Raw genomic sequence first — 22,364 nt, 5'->3', positions numbered from 1 at the left:
AACCATGTACAAGATCTTCTTCAAGCTCGTCTTCCGCCGGATGGACCCCGAACGGGCCCACTACCTCGCCTTCCGCTGGATCCGCCTCGCCGCCCGGGTCCCCGTGCTGCGCACCTTCGCGGCCGCCGCCCTCGCCCCCCGCTACAAGGAGCTGCGCACGGAGGCCCTCGGGCTGCGCATGCACGGCCCCTTCGGACTCGCCGCCGGCTTCGACAAGAACGCGATCGCGATCGACGGCATGGCGATGCTCGGCTTCGACCACGTCGAGATCGGCACCGTCACCGGCGAGCCGCAGCCCGGCAACCCCAAGCGGCGGCTCTTCCGTCTCGTGAAGGACCGGGCGCTCATCAACCGGATGGGCTTCAACAACGACGGCTCGCTCGCCGTCGCCGCCCGCCTGGCCTCCCGCACGCCCGTCTTCAAGCCCGTGGTCGGCGTCAACATCGGCAAGACCAAGGTCGTCCCCGAGGAGGAGGCCGTCGGCGACTACGTGAAGTCGGCCGAGCGGCTTGCCCCGTACGCCGACTACCTGGTCGTGAACGTCTCCTCGCCGAACACGCCCGGCCTGCGCAACCTCCAGGCCACCGAGGCCCTGCGGCCGCTGCTCGTCGCCGTCCGCGAGGCCGCCGACCGCGCGGTGGGCGCGCGCCGGATCCCGCTGCTGGTGAAGATCGCCCCGGACCTGGCCGACGACGACGTCGACGCCGTGGCCGACCTGGCCGTCGAGCTGGGCCTGGACGGCATCATCGCCACCAACACCACCATCGCGCGCGACGGCCTCGGACTGACCTCCGACCCCGCGCTGGTCAAGGAGACGGGCGGACTGTCCGGCGCCCCGCTCAAGGCCCGCTCCCTGGAGGTGCTGCGCCGCCTCTACGCGCGCGTGGGCGACCGGATCACCCTGGTGGGCGTCGGCGGCGTGGAGAACGCCGAGGACGCCTGGCAGCGCATCCTGGCCGGCGCCACGCTGGTCCAGGGGTACAGCGCGTTCGTCTACGAAGGGCCCTTCTGGGGCCGGGCCGTCCACAAGGGCCTCGCCGCCCGCCTGCGGACCAGCCCGTACGCCACCCTCGCCGACGCGGTCGGCGCCGACGTGAGGAAGACCGCATGACCATGGAGCCCTTCGGCGCCCGGCTGCGCCACGCGATGGACGAGCGCGGCCCGCTGTGCGTGGGCATCGACCCGCACGCCTCCCTGCTCGCCGAATGGGGGCTGAACGACGACGTCCGCGGCCTGGAGCGGTTCAGCCGCACGGTCGTCGAGGCGACGGCCGACCGGGTCGCCCTCCTGAAGCCGCAGAGCGCCTTCTTCGAGCGGTTCGGCTCGCGCGGGATCGCCGTCCTGGAGCAGACGGTCCAGGAGGCGCGGGCGGCCGGCGCCCTGGTCGTCATGGACGCCAAGCGCGGCGACATCGGCTCGACCATGGCCGCCTACGCCGAGTCGTTCCTGCACAAGGACGCGCCGCTGTTCTCCGACGCCCTCACCGTCTCGCCGTACCTGGGCTACGGATCGCTGGCGCCGGCCGTGGAGCTGGCCCGGGAGAGCGGCGCGGGCCTGTTCGTGCTGGCGCTCACCTCCAACCCGGAGGGCGGCGAGGTCCAGCACGCGGTGCGCGCCGACGGGCGGGACGTGGGCGCGACGATGCTGGCGCACCTGGCGGCGGAGAACGCGGGGGAGGAGCCGCTGGGCTCCTTCGGGGCGGTCGTCGGGGCCACTCTGGGCGATCTCTCGGCGTACGACCTGGACGTCAACGGGCCGCTCCTCGCGCCCGGCGTCGGGGCCCAGGGGGCGACCCCGGCGGATCTGCCCCGGGTCTTCGGGTCCGCGGTGCGCAACGTGGTGCCGAACGTGAGCCGGGGCGTGCTGCGTCACGGCCCCGACGTCGTCGCTCTGCGTGACGCCGTGGAGCGGTTCGCGCGAGATGTGCGCACGGCCCTGACCTCCGCCTGACGGGCGCCGGCCGCCCGACCGGGGGTTCGGCCGGGCGGCCGAGGGCGGACTCGGGCAGGGATACATCCTCAAATCCAGGGCAGTATGTCCTAAATGTCCGGCCCTACGGAGGCTGACCAGGACTTTTCCGCTGTTCTCGCTGACTCTGGCGGAGTTGGCCGCTAGTCTCCGACGAGTGGGGGCAGCCCCACGCTTTTCGAAGCAGTGGGGGAGAACGGGCAAGCGTGTCGCCCGTGGCTCCCTGGTGAGGGGCGATCACGTTCCTCGCCGGTCCGTATCCGACAGTTCGACATCCGAGGTGACGTAGGCGTGGCTCTTCCGCCCCTTACCCCCGAACAGCGCGCAGCCGCGCTCGAAAAGGCCGCCGCGGCTCGCCGGGAGCGGGCCGAGGTCAAGAATCGACTGAAGCACTCCGGCGCCTCTCTTCACGAGGTCATCAAGCAGGGTCAGGAAAACGACGTCATCGGCAAGATGAAGGTCTCCGCCCTCCTGGAGTCGCTCCCCGGCGTGGGCAAGGTCCGCGCCAAGCAGATCATGGAGCGACTCGGCATCTCCGAGAGCCGCCGGGTTCGCGGCCTCGGCTCCAACCAGATCGCCTCCCTGGAGCGTGAGTTCGGCAGCACCGGCTCCTGATGGCCGGGTCCTGCCGGCAGGGGGTCCCGGGCACTCCGGGATTGCTGGAATAATCGCTGCATGGCTGCAACATTCCGGGGGACGACCCCCGAGCCCCCGGACGTACGTCCGCGGCTGACCGTGCTCTCCGGCCCCTCCGGGGTCGGCAAGAGCACGGTCGTCGCTCATATGCGCAAGCAACACCCGGAGGTGTGGCTGTCGGTGTCGGCGACGACCCGCAAGCCCCGCCCCGGCGAACAGCACGGCGTCCACTACTTCTTCGTCACCGACGAGGAGATGGACAAGCTGATCGCCAACGGCGAGCTGCTGGAGTGGGCCGAGTTCGCCGGCAACCGCTACGGCACCCCGCGCGCCGCCGTCCTGGAGCGCCTGGAGTCGGGCGAGCCGGTGCTGCTGGAGATCGACCTCCAGGGCGCCCGGCAGGTCCGCGAGTCCATGCCCGAGGCCCGGCTGGTGTTCCTGGCCCCTCCGTCCTGGGAGGAACTGGTGCGCCGGCTCACCGGGCGGGGCACCGAACCGCCCGAGGTCATCGAACGCCGCCTGGCGGCGGCAAAGATCGAACTCGCCGCCGAGCCGGAGTTCGACGTGACCCTCGTCAACACCTCCGTCGAGGACGTGGCGCGTGAGCTGCTAGCCTTGATGGATGTTGTGTGATCGCGAGCCCGTTCTCTTCGCGGCCTTCGTGATCACGACCGGTCTTTTCCCATCCATCGGAAGGTAGAGCGTGTCCTCTTCCATCTCCGCGCCCGAGGGCATCATCAACCCGCCGATCGACGAGCTCCTCGAGGCCACCGACTCGAAGTACAGCCTCGTGATCTACGCGGCCAAGCGGGCCCGCCAGATCAACGCGTACTACTCGCAGCTCGGCGAGGGCCTCCTCGAGTACGTCGGTCCGCTCGTGGACACCCACGTCCACGAGAAGCCGCTCTCGATCGCCCTCCGCGAGATCAACGCCGGACTGCTGACGTCCGAGGCCGTCGAAGGCCCCGCCCAGTAGTATTTTCGGCTCGCAGTAGGTTTTTCCACAGGCCCGGCAGCACGACTGCCGGGCCTGTGGTGTGTGATGGACTCGTACGCCGGCAGTCACGGCGGACGCAATCGTCGAGGTCCGGGGAGAGACGGTGGACACACCGAAGGTCGTTCTGGGGGTCAGCGGCGGCATCGCCGCCTACAAGGCCTGCGAGCTGCTGCGCCGGCTCACGGAGTCCGGGCACGACGTGCGCGTCGTCCCCACCGCCTCCGCGCTGCACTTCGTCGGCGCCGCCACCTGGTCCGCCCTCTCCGGCCACCCGGTCTCCACCGAGGTCTGGGACGACGTCCACGAGGTCCCGCACGTCCGCATCGGCCAGCAGGCCGACCTCGTCGTCGTCGCCCCGGCCACCGCCGACATGCTCGCCAAGGCCGCCCACGGCCTGGCCGACGACCTCCTCACCAACACCCTCCTCACGGCCCGCTGCCCGGTCGTCTTCGCCCCCGCCATGCACACCGAGATGTGGGAGCACCCCGCCACCCAGGAGAACGTGGCGACGCTGCGCCGCCGGGGCGCCGTCGTCATCGAACCGGCCGTCGGGCGGCTCACCGGCGTCGACACGGGCAAGGGCCGCCTGCCCGACCCCGGCGAGATCTTCGAGGTCTGCCGCCGGGTCCTCGCCAGGGGCGTGCGCGAGCCCGACCTGACCGGCCGGCACGTCGTCGTCAGCGCCGGCGGCACCCGCGAACCCCTCGACCCGGTCCGCTTCCTCGGCAACCGCTCCTCCGGCAAGCAGGGCTACGCCCTGGCCCGCACCGCCGCAGCCCGCGGCGCCCGCGTCACCCTGGTCGCGGCGAACACCGGCCTGCCCGACCCGGCGGGCGTCGACGTCGTGCAGGTCGGCACGGCCGTCCAGCTGCGCGAGGCGGTCCTGAAGGCGGCCGCCGACGCGCACGCCGTCGTCATGGCCGCCGCCGTGGCCGATTTCCGGCCGGAGACCTACGCGGCCGGAAAGATCAAAAAGAAGGACGGCAAGGAACCGGACCCGATCGTTCTCGTGCGGAATCCGGACATCCTCGCCGAGCTGTCCGCCGACCGGGCGCGCGCCGATCAGGTGGTCGTCGGCTTCGCCGCCGAGACCGACGACGTCCTGGCCAACGGCCGGACGAAGCTGCGGCGCAAGGGGTGCGACCTGCTGGTGGTGAACGAGGTGGGGGAGCGCAGAACGTTCGGCTCCGAGGAGAACGAGGCGCTCGTGCTGGGCGCCGACGGCAGCGAGACGCCCGTGCCCCACGGGCCCAAGGAGGCCCTGGCCGAAATCGTGTGGGACCTGGTGACGCAGCGACTGGGCTGACTGTTTGATGCGCTTCGTCGTCGGCCCCCGCCCGGCTCGATTGGGACGCGGCGCCCCTGGCCAAGCGTGCTCGGCTTTCGGCACAATGCCCGTGCCGCAGGTCACAGCGCTCCCGAGAGGCGAGACGGGTGGGCCGGTGGCGGGGTATCACCGATAAACTGTTCTCGGACGACGCCGGGCGCAGCTCCCGTCGCGTCCGCCAATGATCAGCCAGCAGCCGCTGCAACCCCAGGGAGCGTTGTGTCCCGTCGCCTGTTCACTTCGGAGTCTGTGACCGAGGGTCACCCCGACAAGATCGCTGACCAGATCAGCGACACCATTCTCGATGCCCTGCTGCGTGAGGACCCGACCTCCCGGGTCGCCGTCGAGACCTTGATCACGACCGGTCTGGTGCACGTCGCCGGCGAGGTCACCACCAAGGCCTACGCCCCGATCCCCCAGCTGGTGCGCGACAAGATCCTCGAAATCGGCTACGACTCCTCGAAGAAGGGCTTCGACGGCGCCTCCTGCGGCGTCTCGGTGTCCATCGGCGCGCAGTCCCCGGACATCGCCCAGGGCGTCGACACCGCGTACGAGAACCGCGTCGAGGGCGACGAGGACGAGCTGGACCGGCAGGGCGCGGGCGACCAGGGCCTGATGTTCGGCTACGCGTCCGACGAGACCCCGACCCTGATGCCGCTGCCGATCTTCCTGGCGCACCGCCTGTCGAAGCGTCTCTCGGACGTCCGCAAGAACGGGACCATCCCCTACCTGCGCCCCGACGGCAAGACCCAGGTCACCATCGAGTACGACGGCGACAAGGCGGTCCGCCTCGACACCGTCGTCGTCTCCTCGCAGCACGCCTCCGACATCGACCTGGAGTCGCTGCTCACCCCCGACATCCGCGAGTTCGTCGTGGAGCCGGAGCTCAAGGCGCTGCTGGACGACGGGATCAAGCTCGACACCGAGAACTACCGTCTGCTGGTCAACCCGACCGGCCGTTTCGAGATCGGCGGCCCCATGGGCGACGCCGGCCTCACCGGCCGCAAGATCATCATCGACACCTACGGCGGCTTCGCCCGCCACGGCGGCGGCGCCTTCTCGGGCAAGGACCCGTCCAAGGTGGACCGCTCGGCGGCCTACGCGATGCGCTGGGTGGCGAAGAACGTCGTCGCGGCGGGTCTCGCGGCCCGCTGCGAGGTCCAGGTCGCCTACGCGATCGGCAAGGCCGAGCCGGTGGGTCTCTTCATCGAGACCTTCGGCACCGCCAAGATCGACGCCGAGAAGATCGAGAAGGCCATCGACGACGTCTTCGACCTCCGCCCGGCGGCGATCATCCGCGACCTCGACCTGCTGCGCCCGATCTACGCCCAGACCGCCGCCTACGGTCACTTCGGCCGTGAGCTGCCCGACTTCACCTGGGAGCGCACGGACCGCGTGGACGCCCTGCGCAAGGCCGCGGGCCTGTAGGGCCTCATCGGCCGCGCCGGACCGCCTGCCTGCCCGCCCCGGAGCCCTCCGGAGCGGGTTGGGCCGTCCTTCCGGCCCCTGCTGTGCACGACGTCGGCTCCCGGGACCCGCTGCGGTCTCGGGAGCCGACGTCGTCGTCCGCGGCCTCCGCCGCCCGGTCGCGCCCTTGCGGCCCGGCGGCGGAGGCCGCGGACCGTCGTTGTCACCGGCAGGCCCTCGGGCAGCGCCACCGCCCGTGAGCCATGGGCCACCGGACCGTCGCGGGCGACCGGCCGTCGGCCGTCTGTCGGTCGGTGACGAGGCACATCGGGGAACGGTTCCCCGGTGTCGCCGTCGGTCGGTTCGGGCGTCGGCCGCCGTTGTCAGTGGCGTTTGGTAAGAATGCAGGCGTGAGCAGCGAGAACGGGCAGGGGGGCGGTGGGGCGGCCGGGGACGGCGCCCCGCCGGAGCAGCTCGCGCTCATCCGCGAGAGCGTGCGGCGGGCCAAGACGCCCCGGGCCAAGCCCCGGACCTGGCGGGGGGCCGCGCTGGCCGAGGAACTGCCGGTCGCGCGGGTGCTCGTCGACAAGGGCGTCCTGCATCTCGACCGCTACTTCGACTACGCCGTCCCGGCCGAGCTGGACGCGGACGCGCAGCCCGGTGTCCGGGTCCGGGTGCGTTTCGGGGCCGGGCGGGGCCGGGTGCGCGACGGGCGGCGCGAGGGAGGCGGGCTGATCGACGGGTTCCTCGTCGAACGGCTCGCGGTCTCGGACTACTCGGGGCCGCTCGCGGCGCTCGCACAGGTGGTGTCGCCGGAACCGGTGCTCGGGCCGCGGCTCCTCGGGCTGGCGCGGGCCGTCGCCGACCGCTACGCGGGGAGCCTCGCCGACGTGCTGCAACTCGCCGTGCCGCCGCGCAACGCCCGGGCCGAGCAGCGGCCCTCGCCCGCTCCGCTGCCGCCGCCGGCGGCGCCTCGGGCGGGCACCTGGGCCCGGTACGAACAAGGAGGCGCGTTCCTGGAGTCGCTGGCGTCCGGCGGCGCGCCGCGCGCCGTGTGGAACGCGCTGCCCGGGCCCGAGTGGAGCGGGGAACTGGCGCGGGCCGTCGCCGCCACGCTCGCCTCGGGGCGCGGGGCGCTGGTCGTCGTACCGGACGGACGGGCCGCCGCGCGGGTCGACGCGGCGCTGACGGCGTTGCTGGGGGAGGGGCGGCACGCGCTGCTCACCGCGGACGCGGGCCCCGAGAAGCGCTACCGGGAATGGCTGGCGGTGCGACGCGGGTCCGTGCGCGCCGTCGTCGGCACGCGCGCCGCGATGTTCGCGCCGGTCCAGGACCTCGGGCTGGTCGCGCTCTGGGACGACGGGGACGACAGCCACAGTGAGCTGCACGCCCCGCAGCCGCACGCGCGCGAGGTGCTCCTGCTGCGGGCCGCACAGGACAAGTGCGCTTTCCTGATGGGGGGTTGGAGCTGCACCGTGGAGGGCGCCCAGCTCGTCGAGAGCGGGTGGGCGCGGCCGCTGGTCGCCGGACGGGAAGCGGTGCGGCGGGCCGCCCCGCTGGTGCGGACGGTCGGCGACCACGACCTGGCGCGGGACGAGGCGGCGCGGGCCGCCCGGCTGCCCACCCTCGCCTGGCAGGCCGTCCGTGAGGGGCTGCGGCACGGGCCGGTGCTCGTGCAGGTGCCCCGGCGCGGGTACGTGCCGCGGATGGCGTGCGCGCAGTGCCGGGCCGCGGCCCGCTGCCGGCACTGCTCCGGCCCGCTGGAGGCCCGGGACGGGGATGCGGGGGGCGCGCTGTGGTGCGCCTGGTGCGGGCGCGAGGAGAGTGCCTGGCACTGCCCGGAGTGCGGCTCGTTCCGGCTGCGGGCCCAGGTCGTGGGGGCGCGACGGACCGCCGAGGAGCTGGGCCGGGCGTTCCCCGCCGTGCCGGTGCGCACGTCGGGGCGCGAGCAGGTGCTGGACACGGTGTCGGCGTCGCCCGCGCTCGTGGTGACCACGCCCGGCGCGGAACCGGTCGCCGAGGGCGGATACGCGGCCGCCCTGCTGCTGGACGGCTGGGCCATGCTCGGCCGTCCCGATCTGCGGGCCGGGGAGGACGCCCTGCGCCGCTGGATCGCCGCCGCCGCGCTCGTGCGCCCGCAGGAGGCCGGGGGGACTGTGGTCGTCGTCGCCGAGCCGACGCTGCGGCCGGTGCAGGCGCTGGTGCGGTGGGACCCCGTGGGGCACGCGGTGCGCGAACTCGCCGAACGGGCCGAGCTGGGCTTCCCGCCGGTGTCGCGGATGGCGTCGGTCTCGGGGACGGCGGAGGCGGTGACCGGGTTCCTGCGGGCGGTCGAACTACCCCGGGAAGCCGAGCTGTTGGGGCCGGTGCCGGTCCCGGCGGCCCCCGCCGGCCGGCCCCGCCGGCCCGGCTCGCCGCCGCCGGGGGAGCAGTGGGAGCGCGCGCTGATCCGGGTGCCGCCGGGCCGGGGCGCCGCGCTGGCCGCCGCGTTGAAGGCGGCGCAGGCGGCCCGGATGGCCCGCGGCGGCGAGGAGGCGGTGCGGGTCCGGGTCGACCCGCCGGACATCGGATGAGCCCCTGCGGCCTGTGCCGCGCGGTGGCCTGGGGCGTGTGCTGAGCGGTGGCTTGCGGCGTGTGCTGAGCGGTGGCTTGCGGCGTGTGCTGAGCGGTGGCTTGCGGCGTGTGCTGAGCGGTGGCTTGCGGCGTGTGCCGCGCGGTGGCCTGCGGCCTGTGTCGCCCGGTGGCCTCCGACCCGTGTCGCACAGTGGCCTCCGGCCGGTGCGGGGGCGTGGCACCGGTGAGCGAGTCGCCACCAGTGGGCCAGTCGCACCAGTGGGCCAGTCAGAACCGGTGGGCGAGTGGGCGCCGGTGGGGCGCGGACTTCGACGGGGGCCAGCCGCCGGTGGGCGGCGCGGGTGCCGGTCGGCGGCGCGGGCGTCGGGCTGCGCGGGCGTCGGCGGGGGGAGATGCGGCTGCCCTCTCGGGTGCGGCCGAGAGGGCAGAGGGGGGTTCGGGGCGAAGGCGTCAGCCGTTGCGGGGGCCGGGGAAGGCGGTCGGCCGCACCTCGTCGCGCAGGGCGGGGCTGCCGGCCGTCGGCTGGGTCGGCATGGAGCGCGCGGCGGGGACCGTGGGGACGGTCGGGAAGCCGGTGTTGACGCCGAGCGGGCGGCCGCCCGCGGGCTCCGCCGGACGTTCGGCCTCGGCCGTCACCGTGGCCGTGCCGGCGCCCGTGGCCGTCGCGGCGGCCGTGCCCGCGGCGGCGGCGGCGCTCTGCGCGGTGGCGCGGCGGGCGCCGTAACGGCGGTGGACCGCCTGCTTGGTGACGCCGAGCGCGGAGCCCACCGCGTCCCACGAGAAGCCGAGCGAGCGGTCGAAGTCCACGGCCGCCGTGACGAGCGTCTCGACGCTGTCGCGCAGTTCCTGGGCGAGGCGGACGGTGGGGGCGGGGGCGCGTCCGTAGACGACGAAGCCCGTGGAAGGGCCGGAACGGCGCGGGCGGTAGACGTTGCCCAGCTGGGCGGTGAGGGTGCGCAGCGCGTCCACCTGCCGGCGGACCCGCTCGATGTCCCGCACCAGCAAGTGCAGGCTGGCCCGGGCCTGGGCGTCGTGGGTTGCATGGTCGGCCATGAACAAGCCTCTCGAACCGGCGTCGAAGAAAGTGGGTCAACTCTTTCTTGACAACGCGGGGGCGCTCCGCTGGTCACGGTGTGGGGGCGTATGGGCATATGCGTACGCCCCTGGGGGTCCGGTGCGCGCGGTTCGTCCCCGGCGGGGCGCGTGCCGTCGGCGGCCGGCTCCGCCGGGCGGTGACGAGCCGTCCGCGGCGGTCGCGGCGGTCGTCATAAACTTGTGTGCTGCCCGCCGTCCGTCCCTCCGAGAGGCACCGCCCACTCATGAAGCTCGTCTTCGCCGGCACCCCCGAGGTCGCCGTTCCCGCCCTGGACGCTCTCATCGCCTCCGGGCGCCACGAGGTGGCCGCCGTCGTGACCCGGCCGGACGCGCCGGCCGGCCGCGGGCGCAGGCTGGTGGCCTCCCCGGTGGCCCAGCGGGCCGAGGAGGCCGGCATCGAGGTGCTCAGGCCCGCGAAGCCCCGGGACCCGGAGTTCCTGGAGCGGCTGAGGGAGATCGCGCCGGACTGCTGCCCCGTCGTGGCCTACGGGGCGCTGCTGCCGAAGGCGGCGCTGGACATCCCGGCGCACGGCTGGGTCAACCTGCACTTCTCGCTGCTGCCCGCCTGGCGCGGGGCCGCTCCGGTGCAGCACGCCATCATGGCGGGCGACGAGATCACCGGCGCCTCCACCTTCCTCATCGAGGAGGGCCTCGACTCGGGGCCGGTCTACGGGACGGTCACCGAGGAGATCCGGTCCACCGACACCAGCGGCGACCTGCTCACCCGGCTGGCGTTCGCCGGCAGCGGGCTGCTCGCCGCGACGATGGACGGCATCGAGGACGGCGCCCTGAAGGCCGTGCCGCAGCCGGGCGAGGGCATCACCCTCGCCCCGAAGATCACCGTGGAGGACGCGCAGGTCGACTGGGCCACGCCGGCCCTGCGCGTGGACCGCGTCGTGCGCGGCTGCACCCCGGCCCCCGGGGCGTGGACCACGTTCCGCGGCGAACGGCTCAAGCTGATCCAGGTCCACCCCGTCCCTGAGCGGACCGACCTCGCGCCGGGCGCGCTGGCCGTCGGCAAGAACAGCGTGCACGTCGGCACCGGCTCCTGCGCGGTCGAGCTGGTGTGGGTGCAGGCCCAGGGCAAGAAGCCGATGCGGGCCGCCGACTGGGCGCGCGGCGTGCGGATCGCGGACGGCGAGACCGTCGGGGCGTAACGCTCCCGCACGGGCCCGCGCCGTGAGCGGTCGGGCCCTTGCTGTCGTGCGCGGCGCACCGGACCGTGCGCGTTCGTCCGGCGATCCGCGCGTTCGTCCGGCGGACCCTGGCGTTCGTGCGGCGGTGCGGCCGGGCCGGCGAGGACGCACCGGCCCCGCGGGCGACGCCCGTCCCGGCCGCCGGGCGGGGCCCGCTCGTCCCTGTGCTTGCGCCGTCACTCCCACCCGCCCCTCGAAACCGTCCCGCGTGCGCGCCGACGTACGCTGGACGCGTCTTCCCTCCTGCAATCCGGAGCACCTTTTCGTGAGCGATCAGCCACAGCGTCCCCGCAAGTCGGGCAAGCCCTACCGCCGCCCCCAGAAGGACCCGGTCCGCCTCCTCGCCTTCGAGGCGCTGCGGGCCGTGGACGAGCGGGACGCGTACGCCAACCTCGTGCTGCCGCCGCTGCTGCGCAAGGCGCGCGAGAAGGAGGGGCCCGACAAGTTCGACGGGCGGGACGCGGCCCTCGCCACCGAGCTGGTCTACGGCACGCTGCGCCGCCAGGGGACGTACGACGCCGTCATCTCCGCATGCGTCGACCGGCCCCTGCGCGAGGTCGACCCGCCGGTCCTCGACGTCCTCAGCCTCGGCGCGCACCAGCTGCTGGGGACGCGCATCCCGACGCACGCCGCCGTGTCCGCGTCCGTGGACCTCGCCCGCGTGGTGCTCGGCGACGGGCGCGCCAAGTTCGTCAACGCCGTGCTGCGCAAGATCGCCCAGCACGATCTGGACGAGTGGATCGAGAAGGTCGCCCCGCCCTACGACGACGACCCCGAGGACCACCTCGCCGTCGTGCACTCCCACCCGCGCTGGATCGTCTCCGCGCTGTGGGACTCGCTCGGCGGCGGCCGGGCCGGCATCGAGGACCTGTTGGAGGCCGACAACGAGCGGCCCGAGGTGACGCTGGTCGCCCGGCCGGGACGCGCCACGACCGAGGAACTGCTCCGGGAGGAGGCCGCCGTCGCCGGGCGCTGGTCGCCGTACGCCGTCCGGCTGACCGAGGGCGGCGAGCCCGGCGCCGTCGACGCCGTCCGGGAGGGACGGGCGGGCGTCCAGGACGAGGGCAGCCAGCTCGTGGCGCTCGCGCTGGCCGCCGCGCCGCTCGACGGGCCGGACACGAAGTGGCTGGACGGGTGCGCCGGCCCCGGCGGCAAGGCCGCGCTGCTCGCCGCGCTCGCCGCCGAGCGCGGAGCGGTCCTGCTGGCCTCGGAGAAGCAGCCGCACCGGGCGGGCCTCGTCGCCCGGGCGCTGGCCGGCAACCCCGGCCCCTACCAGGTCATCGCCGCCGACGGGACGCGGCCGCCGTGGCGGCCGGGCTCCTTCGACCGGGTGCTGATGGACGTGCCGTGCACCGGTCTCGGCGCGCTGCGCCGGCGGCCCGAGGCGCGCTGGCGGCGCCGCCCGGAGGACCTCGACGGGTTCGGGCCGTTGCAGCGCGGACTGCTGCGCACGGCGCTGGACTCGGTCCGGGTCGGGGGCGTCGTCGGGTACGCGACCTGTTCGCCGCACCTCGCCGAGACGCGGGCCGTCGTCTCCGACATCCTCAAGCAGTGCCCGGAGGCCGAGCTGATCGACGCGCGGCCGCTGCTGCCGGGCGTCCCGGCCCTGGGGGACGGCCCCGACGTCCAGCTGTGGCCGCATGTGCACGGGACCGACGCCATGTACCTGGCGCTGATCAGGAAGACCGGCTGACACCACCCGGCCCTTCTTCACGGTCCTCGGCGGGCTTTCGCCCCACAGGGGTCGGTCCGTGCCGATGGCGTTCAGTCCGTGCCGAACTCCATGGCGGCGCGGTCCAGCAGCGCGTCGTCCTCGGAGACCTCGCCGCGCGAGGCGATGGCCTCGGCGCCGCCCTCGGGCATCTCCGGCATGGTGCCGATCAGACCGGTCGCGGCCGCCTGGGCCGCGCCGATGGCCGGGCTGCCGGTGCCGATCAGCCCGAGCACGGCATACTGCTCCAGCTTGGCGCGCGAGTCGGCGATGTCGAGGTTGCGCATGGTGAGCTGGCCGATCCGGTCCACCGGACCGAACGCGGAGTCCTCGGTGCGCTCCATGGACAGCTTGTCGGGGTGGTAGCTGAACGCGGGGCCCGCGGTGTCGAGGATCGAGTAGTCCTCGCCGCGCCGCAGCCGCAGGGTGACCTCGCCGGTCACGGCCGCGCCGACCCAGCGCTGGAGCGACTCGCGGATCATCAGCGCCTGCGGGTCGAGCCAGCGTCCCTCGTACATGAGGCGGCCGAGGCGCCGGCCCTCGTTGTGGTACTGGGCGACGGTGTCCTCGTTGTGGATCGCGTTGACCAGCCGCTCGTACGCCGCGTGCAGCAGGGCCATGCCGGGCGCCTCGTAGATGCCGCGGCTCTTGGCCTCGATGATGCGGTTCTCGATCTGGTCGGACATGCCCAGGCCGTGCCGGCCGCCGATGGCGTTGGCCTCCATGACCAGGTCGACGGGGGAGGCGAACTCCTTGCCGTCGACCGTGACCGGGCGGCCCTGGTCGAAGCCGATCGTCACGTCCTCGGCGGCGATCTCGACCTGCGGGTCCCAGAACCGGACGCCCATGATGGGCTCGACGGTCTCGACGCCGGTGTCCAGGTGCTCCAGGGTCTTGGCCTCGTGGGTGGCACCCCAGATGTTGGCGTCGGTGGAGTAGGCCTTCTCGGTGCTGTCCCGGTAGGGCAGGTCGTGGGCGACCAGCCACTCCGACATCTCCTTGCGCCCGCCCAGCTCGGTCACGAAGTCCGCGTCCAGCCAGGGCTTGTAGATGCGCAGGTGCGGGTTGGCGAGCAGACCGTAGCGGTAGAACCGCTCGATGTCGTTGCCCTTGAAGGTCGAGCCGTCGCCCCAGATCTGGACGTCGTCCTCGAGCATCGCCCGGACCAGCAGCGTGCCGGTGACGGCCCGGCCCAGCGGCGTGGTGTTGAAGTACGCGCGCCCGCCCGAGCGGATGTGGAACGCCCCGCAGGTGAGCGCGGCCAGGCCCTCCTCGACCAGCGCGGCGCGGCAGTCGACCAGGCGCGCGATCTCGGCGCCGTACGTCTTGGCGCGGCCGGGCACCGAGGCGATGTCGGGCTCGTCGTACTGGCCGATGTCGGCGGTGTAGGTGCACGGGACGGCGCCCTTGTCACGCATCCACGCGACCGCGACCGAGGTGTCGAGCCCGCCGGAGAAGGCGATGCCGACGCGCTCGCCGGCGGGGAGGGAGGTGAGGACCTTGGACATAGGAAGATTATGCATGAACTCGCATGGTCATGCAAAGGGTTCTTTCTGCTCCTCCGGTTCCGGCGGTCGCCGCGCCCCGGCGGCGCCGTCGTCGCGGGACAGCCGGTGCGGCCACCACACCCGCGGGCCGACGTCCAGGAACAGCGAGGTGACCAGGATCGAGCGCACGATGAAGGTGTCCAGGAGGACGCCGAGGGCCACCGCGAAGCCGATCTCCGCGAAGGCGACCATGGGCAGCGTGCCGAGCGCCGCGAAGGTCCCGGCCAGGACAAGGCCCGCCGAGGTGATCACCGCGCCGGTCGCCGCCAGGCCCGTCACGACGCCCTCGCGGGTGCCCTGGTGGGCGGCCTCCTCGCGGATCCGGGTGGTCAGGAAGATGTTGTAGTCGATGCCCAGGGCCACCAGGAAGACGAAGACGAACAGCGGGAAGTCGGTGGACTCGCCCGCGTAGTCGAAGACATGGCGGAACGCCAGCGCGCTGAGGCCCAGGGCCGCCGCGAACGACAGGATGACCGTGCCGACCAGCAGCAGCGGCGCGACCAGGGCGCGCAGCAGGCCGCACAGGATCAGCAGGACCACGGCCAGGACCAGCGGGATGATCACGAGGTTGTCGTGCGTGGTCGCCGCGTCCATGTCCAGCAGGGCCGCCGTGCCGCCGCCGACGAGCGCGTCGGCGCCGGGCACCGCGTGCACCGCGTCCCGCACCCGTTCCACGGTCCGCTTCGCGGCCTCGCTGTCCGACGGCGCGGTCGTCGTCGCCTCGAACAGCACCTTGCCGTCGTGCACCGGCCGGGTGCCCGGGGGCACTGCGAGAGACGTCGGCACGACCCCGTCGGTGGCGGCCACCGCCCGCCTCGCCTGCCGGGCCCGCGACTGGTCCGCGACGATGACGAGGGGATCGCCGCTGCCCGCCGGGAAGTACCGCTCCGACACCTCCTGGCCGGTGATCGAGTCCGGCTTGCCGGTGAAGGCGTCCGCGTTGGAGATCCCCTCGGCGCGCAGCTGGATCAGCCCCAGGGAGCAGACCGCGAGCACGAGCGTCGTCACGGCCCAGATCATGCGCGGGCGGCGGGCCATGCCCCGGCCGGCACGGGCCCAGGCGCCGCGCCCGGTCGGGTCGGCCGAGCCGGAGTGCGGGATCACCGGCCAGAAGATCCAGCGGCCCAGGATCACCAGCAGCGCGGGGAACAGGGTCGTCATCGCGAGCAGCGCGACCGCCACGCCGATGGCCGCCACCGGGCCCAGCCCCGCGGTGGAGTTCATCTCGGCGACGGTCAGCACGAGCATGCTCAGCACGACCGTGGCGCCCGAGGCCAGCACCGCCGGGCCCGCCCGGTGCAGGGCGCGGGCCATCGCCTCGTGCCGGTCCTCGTGACGGCGCAGCTCCTCCCGGTAGCGGGCGACCAGCAGCAGGGCGTAGTCGGTCCCCGCGCCGAACACCAGCACCGTCAGGATGCCGGCGCTCTGGCCGTTCACCGTCAGACCGGCGTGCTGCGCCAGGAAGTAGATCAGCGCCTGCGCGGTGAACAGCGCGGCGACCACGCCGAGCACCGGGACGAGCAGCAGCGTGGGGCTGCGGTAGGTGATCAGCAGCATGACCACGACCACGCCCATCGCGGACAGCAGCAGGGTGGAGTCGATGCCCTCGAAGGCCTCGGAGAAGTCCGCCGAGGTGCCGCCCGGCCCGGTGATGTGCACCGCCGGCCCGGCACTGTCGCCGCCGACGACGTCCCGGATCGAGTCGACGGCCGGCACGATGCGCTGCCAGCCCTTCTCGTCCATGGTGATCGGCACGTAGATCTGGGCGGCGCGCGGGTCGGCCGGGCGGTCGTAGACGGGGCCGCGGGTCTCGGCGCCCCGGATGCCGTGGTCGGTGAGCCGCCGCAGAGCGGCCGCGTCCTCGGCGATCCGGGCCCGGTCCCGCGCCGTCAGGCCGCCGTCGCGGGCGTAGACGACGACCGCCGGGATCTGTTCCGGCCTGAAGTCCTGTGAGATCTCCAGGACCTGGGTGGACTCGGCCGACCCCGGCAGCCAGGAGGCCGCGTCGTTGTCCTGGGCGTCGGAGAGCTTCGAGGCGAAGGGCGCCGTCAGGAACAGCACCACCACCCACAGCGCGAGCACGAGCCACTTGGCCCGCCGCCCGCAGACCAGATGTGCGACACCGCGCCGCTGGTTCATCGCCGCCCCCCGAGCCCGTTCCCGGCCGCCGGCCGCGACCGCGTCCCGCGCGAGGAGCGCGGCACCGTACGACCGCCCGCGCCCGGTCCGCCGACGGCGAACCACGTTCGCCCCGCCGGACCGGTGCCCGCAACCCTCGCGGGGCATGGCAGGCTTGGGTCATGGCCGTGCAGATCAACCCCAGCATCCTGTCCGCCGACTTCGCCCGCCTCGCGGACGAGGCGAAGGCGGTCGGGGGAGCCGACTGGCTCCATGTCGACGTCATGGACAACCATTTCGTGCCGAACCTCACGCTCGGTGTGCCGGTCGTAGAGTCACTGGCCCGTGCGACGGACACTCCGCTGGACTGCCATCTGATGATCGAGGCCCCCGATCGCTGGGCCCCGCAGTACGTCGAGGCGGGCGCCTCGTCCGTCACCTTCCACGTCGAGGCCGCCGCCGCGCCCGTCCGGCTCGCCCGCGAGATCCGGGCGAAGGGCGCGCGCGCCTCCATGGCGCTCAGGCCCGCCACGCCGATCGAGCCGTACGAGGACCTGCTGCCCGAACTGGACATGCTGCTGATCATGACGGTCGAGCCCGGCTTCGGCGGTCAGGCCTTCCTCGACATCATGCTCCCCAAGATCCGCCGCACCCGCGAGTTGATCAGCAAGCACGGTCTCGACCTGTGGCTGCAGATCGACGGCGGGGTCTCGGCGGCCACGATCGAGCGGTGCGCCGAGGCGGGCGCGGACGTCTTCGTGGCCGGCTCGGCCGTGTACGGTGCCGACGACCCGGCCGAGGCGGTCCGTGGCCTGCGCGCTCAGGCGGAGGCGGCGACCGCCGGCGCCACCTGGGGTTGTGGCCACTGAACCGACCACTTGCCGACAGGAATGTGAACGGCTCCCACCAGAGCTGATCAACTGCGCCGGATCTGCGAGGATGAACGGCGTATCCAGAGTGTGAACAGCAGTGAGGAGAACGCCGTGTCGGGTATGTCGGCGGGCCGGTCAGCCATGCGGATGGGACCCGCTGAGCTGGTGCAGGCGGCGGCCATGGCCCGCCGCTTCTACCTCGAGGGCAAGTCCAAGATCCAGATCGCGGAGGAGTTCGGCGTCAGCCGCTTCAAGGTGGCCCGGGTCCTGGAGACCGCCCTCGAACGGGATCTCGTACGGATCGAGATCCGCGTGCCGGCCGAACTGGACGCCGAGCGCTCCGACGCGCTCCGCGCCAGGTACGGCCTCAGGCACGCCGTCGTGGTCGAGTCCCCGGCCGAGGCCGAGGAGACCACGGACCCCGAGAACCTGGGGGAAGTGGCCGCCGACCTGCTCGGCGAACTGGTCGACGAGGGGGACGTGCTGGGACTGGCCTGGGGCCGGTCCACGATCCACATGGCGGCGGCGCTGGACCGGCTGCCGCCCTGCACGGTCGTGCAGCTGACGGGCGTGTACGACGCCGGGACCGCCGAGCGCGGCTCCGTCGAGGCGGTGCGCCGTGCCGCCCAGGTGTCCGGCGGCGACGCGCACCCCATCTACGCGCCGATGCTGCTGCCGGACGCGGCCACCGCGATAGCGCTGCGCCACCAGACCGGGATCGCCCGGGCCTTCGACTACTTCGACAAGGTCACGGTCGCCTGCGTCTCCATCGGCTCCTGGGAGCCGGGCATCTCGACGGTGTACGACATGCTCAGCGACGAGGAACGGGGGCACTACGCCTCCCTCGGCGTCGCCGCGGAGATGTCCGCCCACCTCTTCGACGCCGACGGCCGCAGGGTCGGCCGCGACCTGGGCGAGCGGTGCATCACGGTCAAGGCCGACCAGCTGCGCCGGATCCCCGAGGTCGTCGCGATCGCCGGCGGCCAGCGCAAGGCGGCCGCGATCGACGCGGTGCTGCGGTCCGGGCTCGTCACCAGCCTGGTGACGGACACGTCCGCGGCCGACTACCTGATGACGGCCGGACCGACGCCCAAGCCCGCCCTCAACCGGTCGGACCCCGACGGGATCTGACCGGCAGCGGACAGGATCCGGTGGGATCCGACGGATTCCGGCGGGCTCCGGGGATGATCAGAAGATCAGAAAGAGAGGGGGGCGGGTCTTCGGGCCGCCCCCCTCCGCCGTGACCACGACTCGCTCAGGACGGTGCCTGGATGACGGAGCACATGCTCGAACTGGACCTCGACGGCGTCCCGGACAAGGCGGCCCTCATGGACCGCTGCGCCCGTCATCTCGAACTCCCCGACGGGTTCGGCCGCAACTGGGACGCCCTCGCCGACAGCCTCACCGGCCTGCCCGACGGGCCCGAGTCCGGACCGGTGCTCGTCGTCGTGCGCAACTGGCGGCAGTACGCCAGGTCCCGGCCCGAGGAGTGGGAGATCGCCCAGGAGGTGTTCGCCTCCGCCGTGGACCGCACGCCCGCGCTGTCCGTCGTGCTCGCCCTCGGAGGATCCTCCTAACGCGCCCGTGAGCTGCTTGGACGTTCCGTCCGGGCATCGCATCCCGGCCCCCGTGGGAGAATGAAGTACGTGCTTCTCCCCCTGGCTGACCTGTCCGGGGGTCACCTCTGATCGACTGGGATGTGCAGCACGTGCGTTTCCTCAACGACATCCAGCCCGCCTACGACCTCACCTACGACGACGTCTTCATGGTGCCGAGCCGCAGCGCGGTCGGGTCGCGTCAGGCCGTGGACCTCAGCGCCCCGGACGGCACGGGCACCACGATCCCGCTGGTCGTCGCCAACATGACCGCCGTCGCCGGTCGCCGCATGGCCGAGACCATGGCCCGCCGCGGCGGACTCGTGGTGATCCCGCAGGACATCCCGATCGACGTCGTCACCGACGTCGTCACCTGGGTCAAGAGCCGCCACCTGGTGCTGGACACCCCGATCGTGCTCGCCCCGCACCAGACCGTCGCCGACGCCCTGGCCCTGCTGCCCAAGCGCGCGCACAACGCGGGCGTCGTCGTCGACGACGAGTTCCGCCCGGTCGGCGTCGTCACCGACGCGGACCTCAGCGGCGTCGACCGCTTCACGCAGCTGGAGGTCGTCATGTCGCGCGACCTGCTGCTCCTCGACGCCGCGATCGACCCGCGCGAGGCCTTCAACACCCTCGACGCGGCCAACCGGCGCTACGCCCCCGCCGTCGACGCCGAAGGGCGGCTCGCGGGCATCCTCACCCGCAAGGGCGCCCTGCGTGCCACGCTCTACACCCCGGCCGTCGACGCACAGGGCAAGCTGCGCATCGCCGCGGCCGTCGGCATCAACGGCGACGTCGCGGGCAAGGCCAAGCAGCTCCTCGACGCCGGTGTGGACACCCTCGTCATCGACACCGCGCACGGCCACCAGGAGTCGATGATCAGCGCGATCCGCACTGTGCGCGCCCTCGGCCCCCGGGTGCCGATCGTGGCCGGCAACATCGTCTCCGCCGAGGGCGTCAGGGACCTGATCGAGGCCGGCGCCGACATCGTCAAGGTCGGCGTGGGCCCCGGCGCGATGTGCACCACCCGCATGATGACCGGCGTGGGCCGGCCGCAGTTCTCGGCCGTCCTGGAGTGCGCGGCCGAGGCCAGGAAGCACGGCAAGCACGTGTGGGCCGACGGCGGTGTCCGCCACCCCCGCGACGTCGCCATGGCGCTCGCCGCGGGCGCGTCCAACGTGATGGTCGGTTCCTGGTTCTCCGGCACCTTCGAGTCCCCGGGCGACCTCCAGCACGACGCGAACGGCCGCCCCTACAAGGAGTCGTTCGGCATGGCGTCCGCGCGCGCCGTGCGCAACCGCACCTCCGAGGAGTCCTCCTACGACCGGGCCCGCAAGGCCCTGTTCGAGGAGGGCATCTCCACCTCCCGCATGTTCCTCGACCCGGCCCGCCCCGGCGTCGAGGACCTGGTCGACTCGATCATCGCGGGCGTGCGGTCGTCCTGCACGTACGCGGGCGCGGCGTCCCTGGAGGAGTTCGCCGAGAAGGCCGTCGTGGGCGTCCAGAGCGCGGCCGGCTACGCGGAGGGCAAGCCGCTGCACGCCAGCTGGAGCTGAGACCCGCCGTCCGGGTCACGGCGCGGACGCGGGGGCCGGCGCCCGGCCCGGCCGGGGGCGCGTGCGGCGCCCTGCACGGGGTGCGCAACGAACACCCGCCGTGCCGGGATGAACGCAATGATCATGCGGGCACGCGCAAGGTTGCTGCATTACAGCGGCAACGTCCCGGCTCGTAGGGTTCTGCGCTGTACGCAGTGTGGCGGGGACCCCGCTCGGCGGGTCCCTGAACGCACAGGTGCGCCGCCGGTCCCCGCGACGCCGCACGGCAGCGACGAAGGAGTCAGCGCGTGCTCGACCAAGGCGCACCCCCGCACCAGCGCAGTAACCCCGCCCCCGCGTCCCCGGGGCCGTTCGCGCGCCTCATGCGGCGCAAGCCCGTGGAAGCCCTGGTCGCCGAAGGCGGCCAGGGCGAGGGCGGATCCCTGCGCCGCTCGCTCGGGCTGTGGCAGCTCACCATGATCAGCATCGGCGCCACGCTCGGCACCGGCATCTTCGTCGTGCTCGGCGAGGCCGTCCCCAAGGCCGGACCGGCCGTCACCCTCTCCTTCGTGATCGCCGGTCTCACCGCCCTCTTCTCGGCGCTCTCCTACGCGGAGCTGGCCGGCACCATCCCGGTCGCCGGGTCCTCGTACTCGTACGCGTACGCGACGATGGGCGAACTGATCGCCTGGATCTGCGGCTGGTGCCTGGTCCTGGAGTACGGCGTCTCGGTGGCCGCCGTCGCCGTCGGCTGGGGCGAGTACCTCAACGAACTGCTCGACGGGACCATAGGCGTCACCCTCCCCGACGCGCTGTCGGCGCCGCCCGGCGACGGAGGCGTGTTCAACCTGCCCGCCCTCCTCGTCGTCCTGCTGGCGATGGCCTTCCTGCTCGGCGGCGCCCGCGAGTCCGCCCGCGCCAACACGATCATGGTCACCGTGAAGATCGCCGCGCTGGTGATGTTCTGCGCGATCGGCGTCCAGGGCCTGCGCTCCGGCAACTACGAGAACTTCATGCCGATGGGCATGGCCGGCGTCAGCGCGGCCGGAGCGACCCTGTTCTTCTCGTACATCGGCTTCGACGCCGCCTCCACCGCCGGCGAGGAGGCCAAGAACGCCCAGCGCGACCTGCCGCGGGCCATCATGCTGTCGCTGGTCGTCGTCACCGCGCTGTACGTGCTCGTCGCGGCCGTGGCCGTCGGCGCCAAGCCGTGGCGGCAGTTCGGCGACTCCGAGGCCGCCCTCGCCCAGATCATGCGCGAGGTGACCGGACAGTCCTTCTGGGGGACCCTCCTCGCCTTCTGCGCCGTCATCGCCATCGCCAGCGTCGTCCTGACCGTCCTGTACGGCCAGACCCGCATCCTCTTCGCGATGTCCCGCGACGGCCTGGTGCCCAAGGTGTTCTCCAGGGTCCACCCCAGGACCGGCACACCGCGCGCCAACACGGTGATCGTGTCGCTCTTCTGCGGCGTCCTGGCCGCCGCGATCCCGCTGGGCCAGCTGGCGGACGCCACCAGCATCGGCACCCTGTTCGCCTTCGGCCTCGTCAACATCGCGGTCGTGGTGCTGCGCCGGACCCGCCCGGAGATGCCCCGCACCTTCCGCGTACCGCTGTCACCGGTCCTGCCCGCCGTGGGCTTCGGCCTCTGCGTGTGGATGATGGGCAGCCTGTCGGCCGTCACCTGGGTGGTCTTCGGAGTCTGGATGGCGGTCGGGCTCGTGTTCTACTTCCTCTACGGCCACCGCCGCTCCCGACTCGCGTCACCCGCACCATCTGAGAAGTGATC

The 22,364-nt window shown here is 73.2% G+C and carries 18 protein-coding genes; 15 read left to right on the top strand and 3 right to left on the bottom strand.

Annotated features, from left to right (window positions below):
* Positions 1 to 4 precede the first annotated feature (4 nt).
* The 8 genes from OG802_RS05995 (at position 5) to OG802_RS05960 (ending at position 8,908) form a co-directional block, all read left to right on the top strand.
* Positions 5 to 1,111 (top strand): quinone-dependent dihydroorotate dehydrogenase, encoded by a 1,107-nt coding sequence (locus tag OG802_RS05995; RefSeq protein WP_329407885.1) that lies wholly within the window; start codon positions 5 to 7, stop codon positions 1,109 to 1,111.
* Complete coding sequence (pyrF, locus tag OG802_RS05990; RefSeq protein ID WP_329407883.1) at positions 1,108 to 1,950, top strand: orotidine-5'-phosphate decarboxylase; 843 nt, start codon at positions 1,108 to 1,110, stop codon at positions 1,948 to 1,950. The genes OG802_RS05995 and pyrF overlap by 4 nt, the downstream gene beginning before the upstream one ends.
* 309 nt (positions 1,951 to 2,259) lie before the next feature.
* Positions 2,260 to 2,583 (top strand): integration host factor, encoded by a 324-nt coding sequence (locus OG802_RS05985; RefSeq protein ID WP_003977346.1) that lies wholly within the window; start codon positions 2,260 to 2,262, stop codon positions 2,581 to 2,583.
* Positions 2,584 to 2,643: 60 nt separating this feature from the next.
* A complete protein-coding gene (gene gmk, locus OG802_RS05980; protein ID WP_329407881.1) occupies positions 2,644 to 3,237 on the top strand; it encodes a guanylate kinase in 594 nt (197 codons plus the stop codon).
* Between the two features lie 70 nt (positions 3,238 to 3,307).
* On the top strand, positions 3,308 to 3,580 hold the full coding sequence (gene rpoZ, locus OG802_RS05975) for a DNA-directed RNA polymerase subunit omega (RefSeq protein WP_003988945.1): 273 nt from the start codon (positions 3,308 to 3,310) through the stop codon (positions 3,578 to 3,580).
* 124 nt (positions 3,581 to 3,704) lie between these two features.
* Positions 3,705 to 4,907 carry a bifunctional phosphopantothenoylcysteine decarboxylase/phosphopantothenate--cysteine ligase CoaBC gene (gene coaBC, locus OG802_RS05970; RefSeq protein WP_329407879.1) on the top strand — a complete coding sequence of 401 codons (1,203 nt, stop codon included), beginning with the start codon at positions 3,705 to 3,707 and terminating at the stop codon, positions 4,905 to 4,907.
* A 240-nt stretch (positions 4,908 to 5,147) separates the two neighbouring features.
* Complete coding sequence (gene metK, locus OG802_RS05965; RefSeq protein WP_329407877.1) at positions 5,148 to 6,356, top strand: methionine adenosyltransferase; 1,209 nt, start codon at positions 5,148 to 5,150, stop codon at positions 6,354 to 6,356.
* 389 nt (positions 6,357 to 6,745) lie between these two features.
* Positions 6,746 to 8,908 (top strand): primosomal protein N', encoded by a 2,163-nt coding sequence (locus OG802_RS05960; protein WP_329407875.1) that lies wholly within the window; start codon positions 6,746 to 6,748, stop codon positions 8,906 to 8,908.
* Between the two features lie 451 nt (positions 8,909 to 9,359).
* Here OG802_RS05960 and OG802_RS05955 read toward each other — a convergent pair whose 3' ends face one another.
* On the bottom strand, positions 9,360 to 9,962 hold the full coding sequence (locus OG802_RS05955; protein ID WP_329407872.1) for a hypothetical protein: 603 nt from the start codon (positions 9,960 to 9,962) through the stop codon (positions 9,360 to 9,362).
* Between the two features lie 266 nt (positions 9,963 to 10,228).
* Between OG802_RS05955 and fmt the strand changes: the two genes are divergently transcribed.
* Both fmt and OG802_RS05945 read left to right on the top strand, forming a co-directional pair.
* Entirely contained in the window at positions 10,229 to 11,161 is a 933-nt protein-coding gene (gene fmt, locus OG802_RS05950; RefSeq protein ID WP_329407870.1) for a methionyl-tRNA formyltransferase, read from the top strand.
* Between the two features lie 304 nt (positions 11,162 to 11,465).
* On the top strand, positions 11,466 to 12,893 hold the full coding sequence (locus OG802_RS05945; protein ID WP_329407868.1) for an RsmB/NOP family class I SAM-dependent RNA methyltransferase: 1,428 nt from the start codon (positions 11,466 to 11,468) through the stop codon (positions 12,891 to 12,893).
* A 71-nt stretch (positions 12,894 to 12,964) separates the two neighbouring features.
* Here OG802_RS05945 and argG read toward each other — a convergent pair whose 3' ends face one another.
* Both argG and OG802_RS05935 read right to left on the bottom strand, forming a co-directional pair.
* Positions 12,965 to 14,419 carry an argininosuccinate synthase gene (gene argG / locus OG802_RS05940; protein ID WP_329407866.1) on the bottom strand — a complete coding sequence of 485 codons (1,455 nt, stop codon included), beginning with the start codon at positions 14,417 to 14,419 and terminating at the stop codon, positions 12,965 to 12,967.
* Positions 14,420 to 14,446: 27 nt separating this feature from the next.
* Positions 14,447 to 16,597: an MMPL family transporter gene (locus tag OG802_RS05935; RefSeq protein ID WP_329407864.1), complete on the bottom strand. Its 2,151-nt coding sequence runs from the start codon at positions 16,595 to 16,597 to the stop codon at positions 14,447 to 14,449.
* 161 nt (positions 16,598 to 16,758) lie between these two features.
* Between OG802_RS05935 and rpe the strand changes: the two genes are divergently transcribed.
* The 5 genes from rpe to OG802_RS05910 all read left to right on the top strand — a co-directional run bounded on the left by rpe (position 16,759) and on the right by OG802_RS05910 (position 22,362).
* Positions 16,759 to 17,445 (top strand): ribulose-phosphate 3-epimerase, encoded by a 687-nt coding sequence (gene rpe / locus OG802_RS05930; RefSeq protein WP_329407862.1) that lies wholly within the window; start codon positions 16,759 to 16,761, stop codon positions 17,443 to 17,445.
* Between the two features lie 90 nt (positions 17,446 to 17,535).
* Positions 17,536 to 18,579 carry a sugar-binding transcriptional regulator gene (locus tag OG802_RS05925; RefSeq protein ID WP_256917843.1) on the top strand — a complete coding sequence of 348 codons (1,044 nt, stop codon included), beginning with the start codon at positions 17,536 to 17,538 and terminating at the stop codon, positions 18,577 to 18,579.
* A gap of 140 nt (positions 18,580 to 18,719) precedes the next feature.
* Complete coding sequence (locus OG802_RS05920; protein ID WP_329407857.1) at positions 18,720 to 19,025, top strand: barstar family protein; 306 nt, start codon at positions 18,720 to 18,722, stop codon at positions 19,023 to 19,025.
* 131 nt (positions 19,026 to 19,156) lie between these two features.
* Positions 19,157 to 20,599 (top strand): GuaB1 family IMP dehydrogenase-related protein, encoded by a 1,443-nt coding sequence (locus OG802_RS05915; RefSeq protein ID WP_329416959.1) that lies wholly within the window; start codon positions 19,157 to 19,159, stop codon positions 20,597 to 20,599.
* A gap of 287 nt (positions 20,600 to 20,886) precedes the next feature.
* Positions 20,887 to 22,362 (top strand): amino acid permease, encoded by a 1,476-nt coding sequence (locus tag OG802_RS05910; protein ID WP_329407855.1) that lies wholly within the window; start codon positions 20,887 to 20,889, stop codon positions 22,360 to 22,362.
* Positions 22,363 to 22,364: the final 2 nt, after the last annotated feature.

Origin of the sequence: Streptomyces sp. NBC_00704, from assembly GCF_036226605.1 — a bacterium.
GTDB lineage: Bacteria > Actinomycetota > Actinomycetes > Streptomycetales > Streptomycetaceae > Streptomyces.
This window is presented reverse-complemented; position numbering and strand designations above follow the sequence as displayed.

Bases quoted from the DNA above. Each gene is read 5' to 3' on its own strand.
- OG802_RS05995 (WP_329407885.1), top strand. From the start codon at position 5: ATGTACAAGATCTTCTTCAAGCTCGTCTTCCGCCGGATGGACCCCGAA.
- pyrF (WP_329407883.1), top strand. From the start codon at position 1,108: ATGACCATGGAGCCCTTCGGCGCCCGGCTGCGCCACGCGATGGACGAG.
- gmk (WP_329407881.1), top strand. From the start codon at position 2,644: ATGGCTGCAACATTCCGGGGGACGACCCCCGAGCCCCCGGACGTACGT.
- OG802_RS05955 (WP_329407872.1), bottom strand. From the start codon at position 9,962: ATGGCCGACCATGCAACCCACGACGCCCAGGCCCGGGCCAGCCTGCAC.
- fmt (WP_329407870.1), top strand. From the start codon at position 10,229: ATGAAGCTCGTCTTCGCCGGCACCCCCGAGGTCGCCGTTCCCGCCCTG.
- argG (WP_329407866.1), bottom strand. From the start codon at position 14,419: ATGTCCAAGGTCCTCACCTCCCTCCCCGCCGGCGAGCGCGTCGGCATC.
- OG802_RS05935 (WP_329407864.1), bottom strand. From the start codon at position 16,597: ATGAACCAGCGGCGCGGTGTCGCACATCTGGTCTGCGGGCGGCGGGCC.
- rpe (WP_329407862.1), top strand. From the start codon at position 16,759: ATGGCCGTGCAGATCAACCCCAGCATCCTGTCCGCCGACTTCGCCCGC.
- OG802_RS05920 (WP_329407857.1), top strand. From the start codon at position 18,720: ATGACGGAGCACATGCTCGAACTGGACCTCGACGGCGTCCCGGACAAG.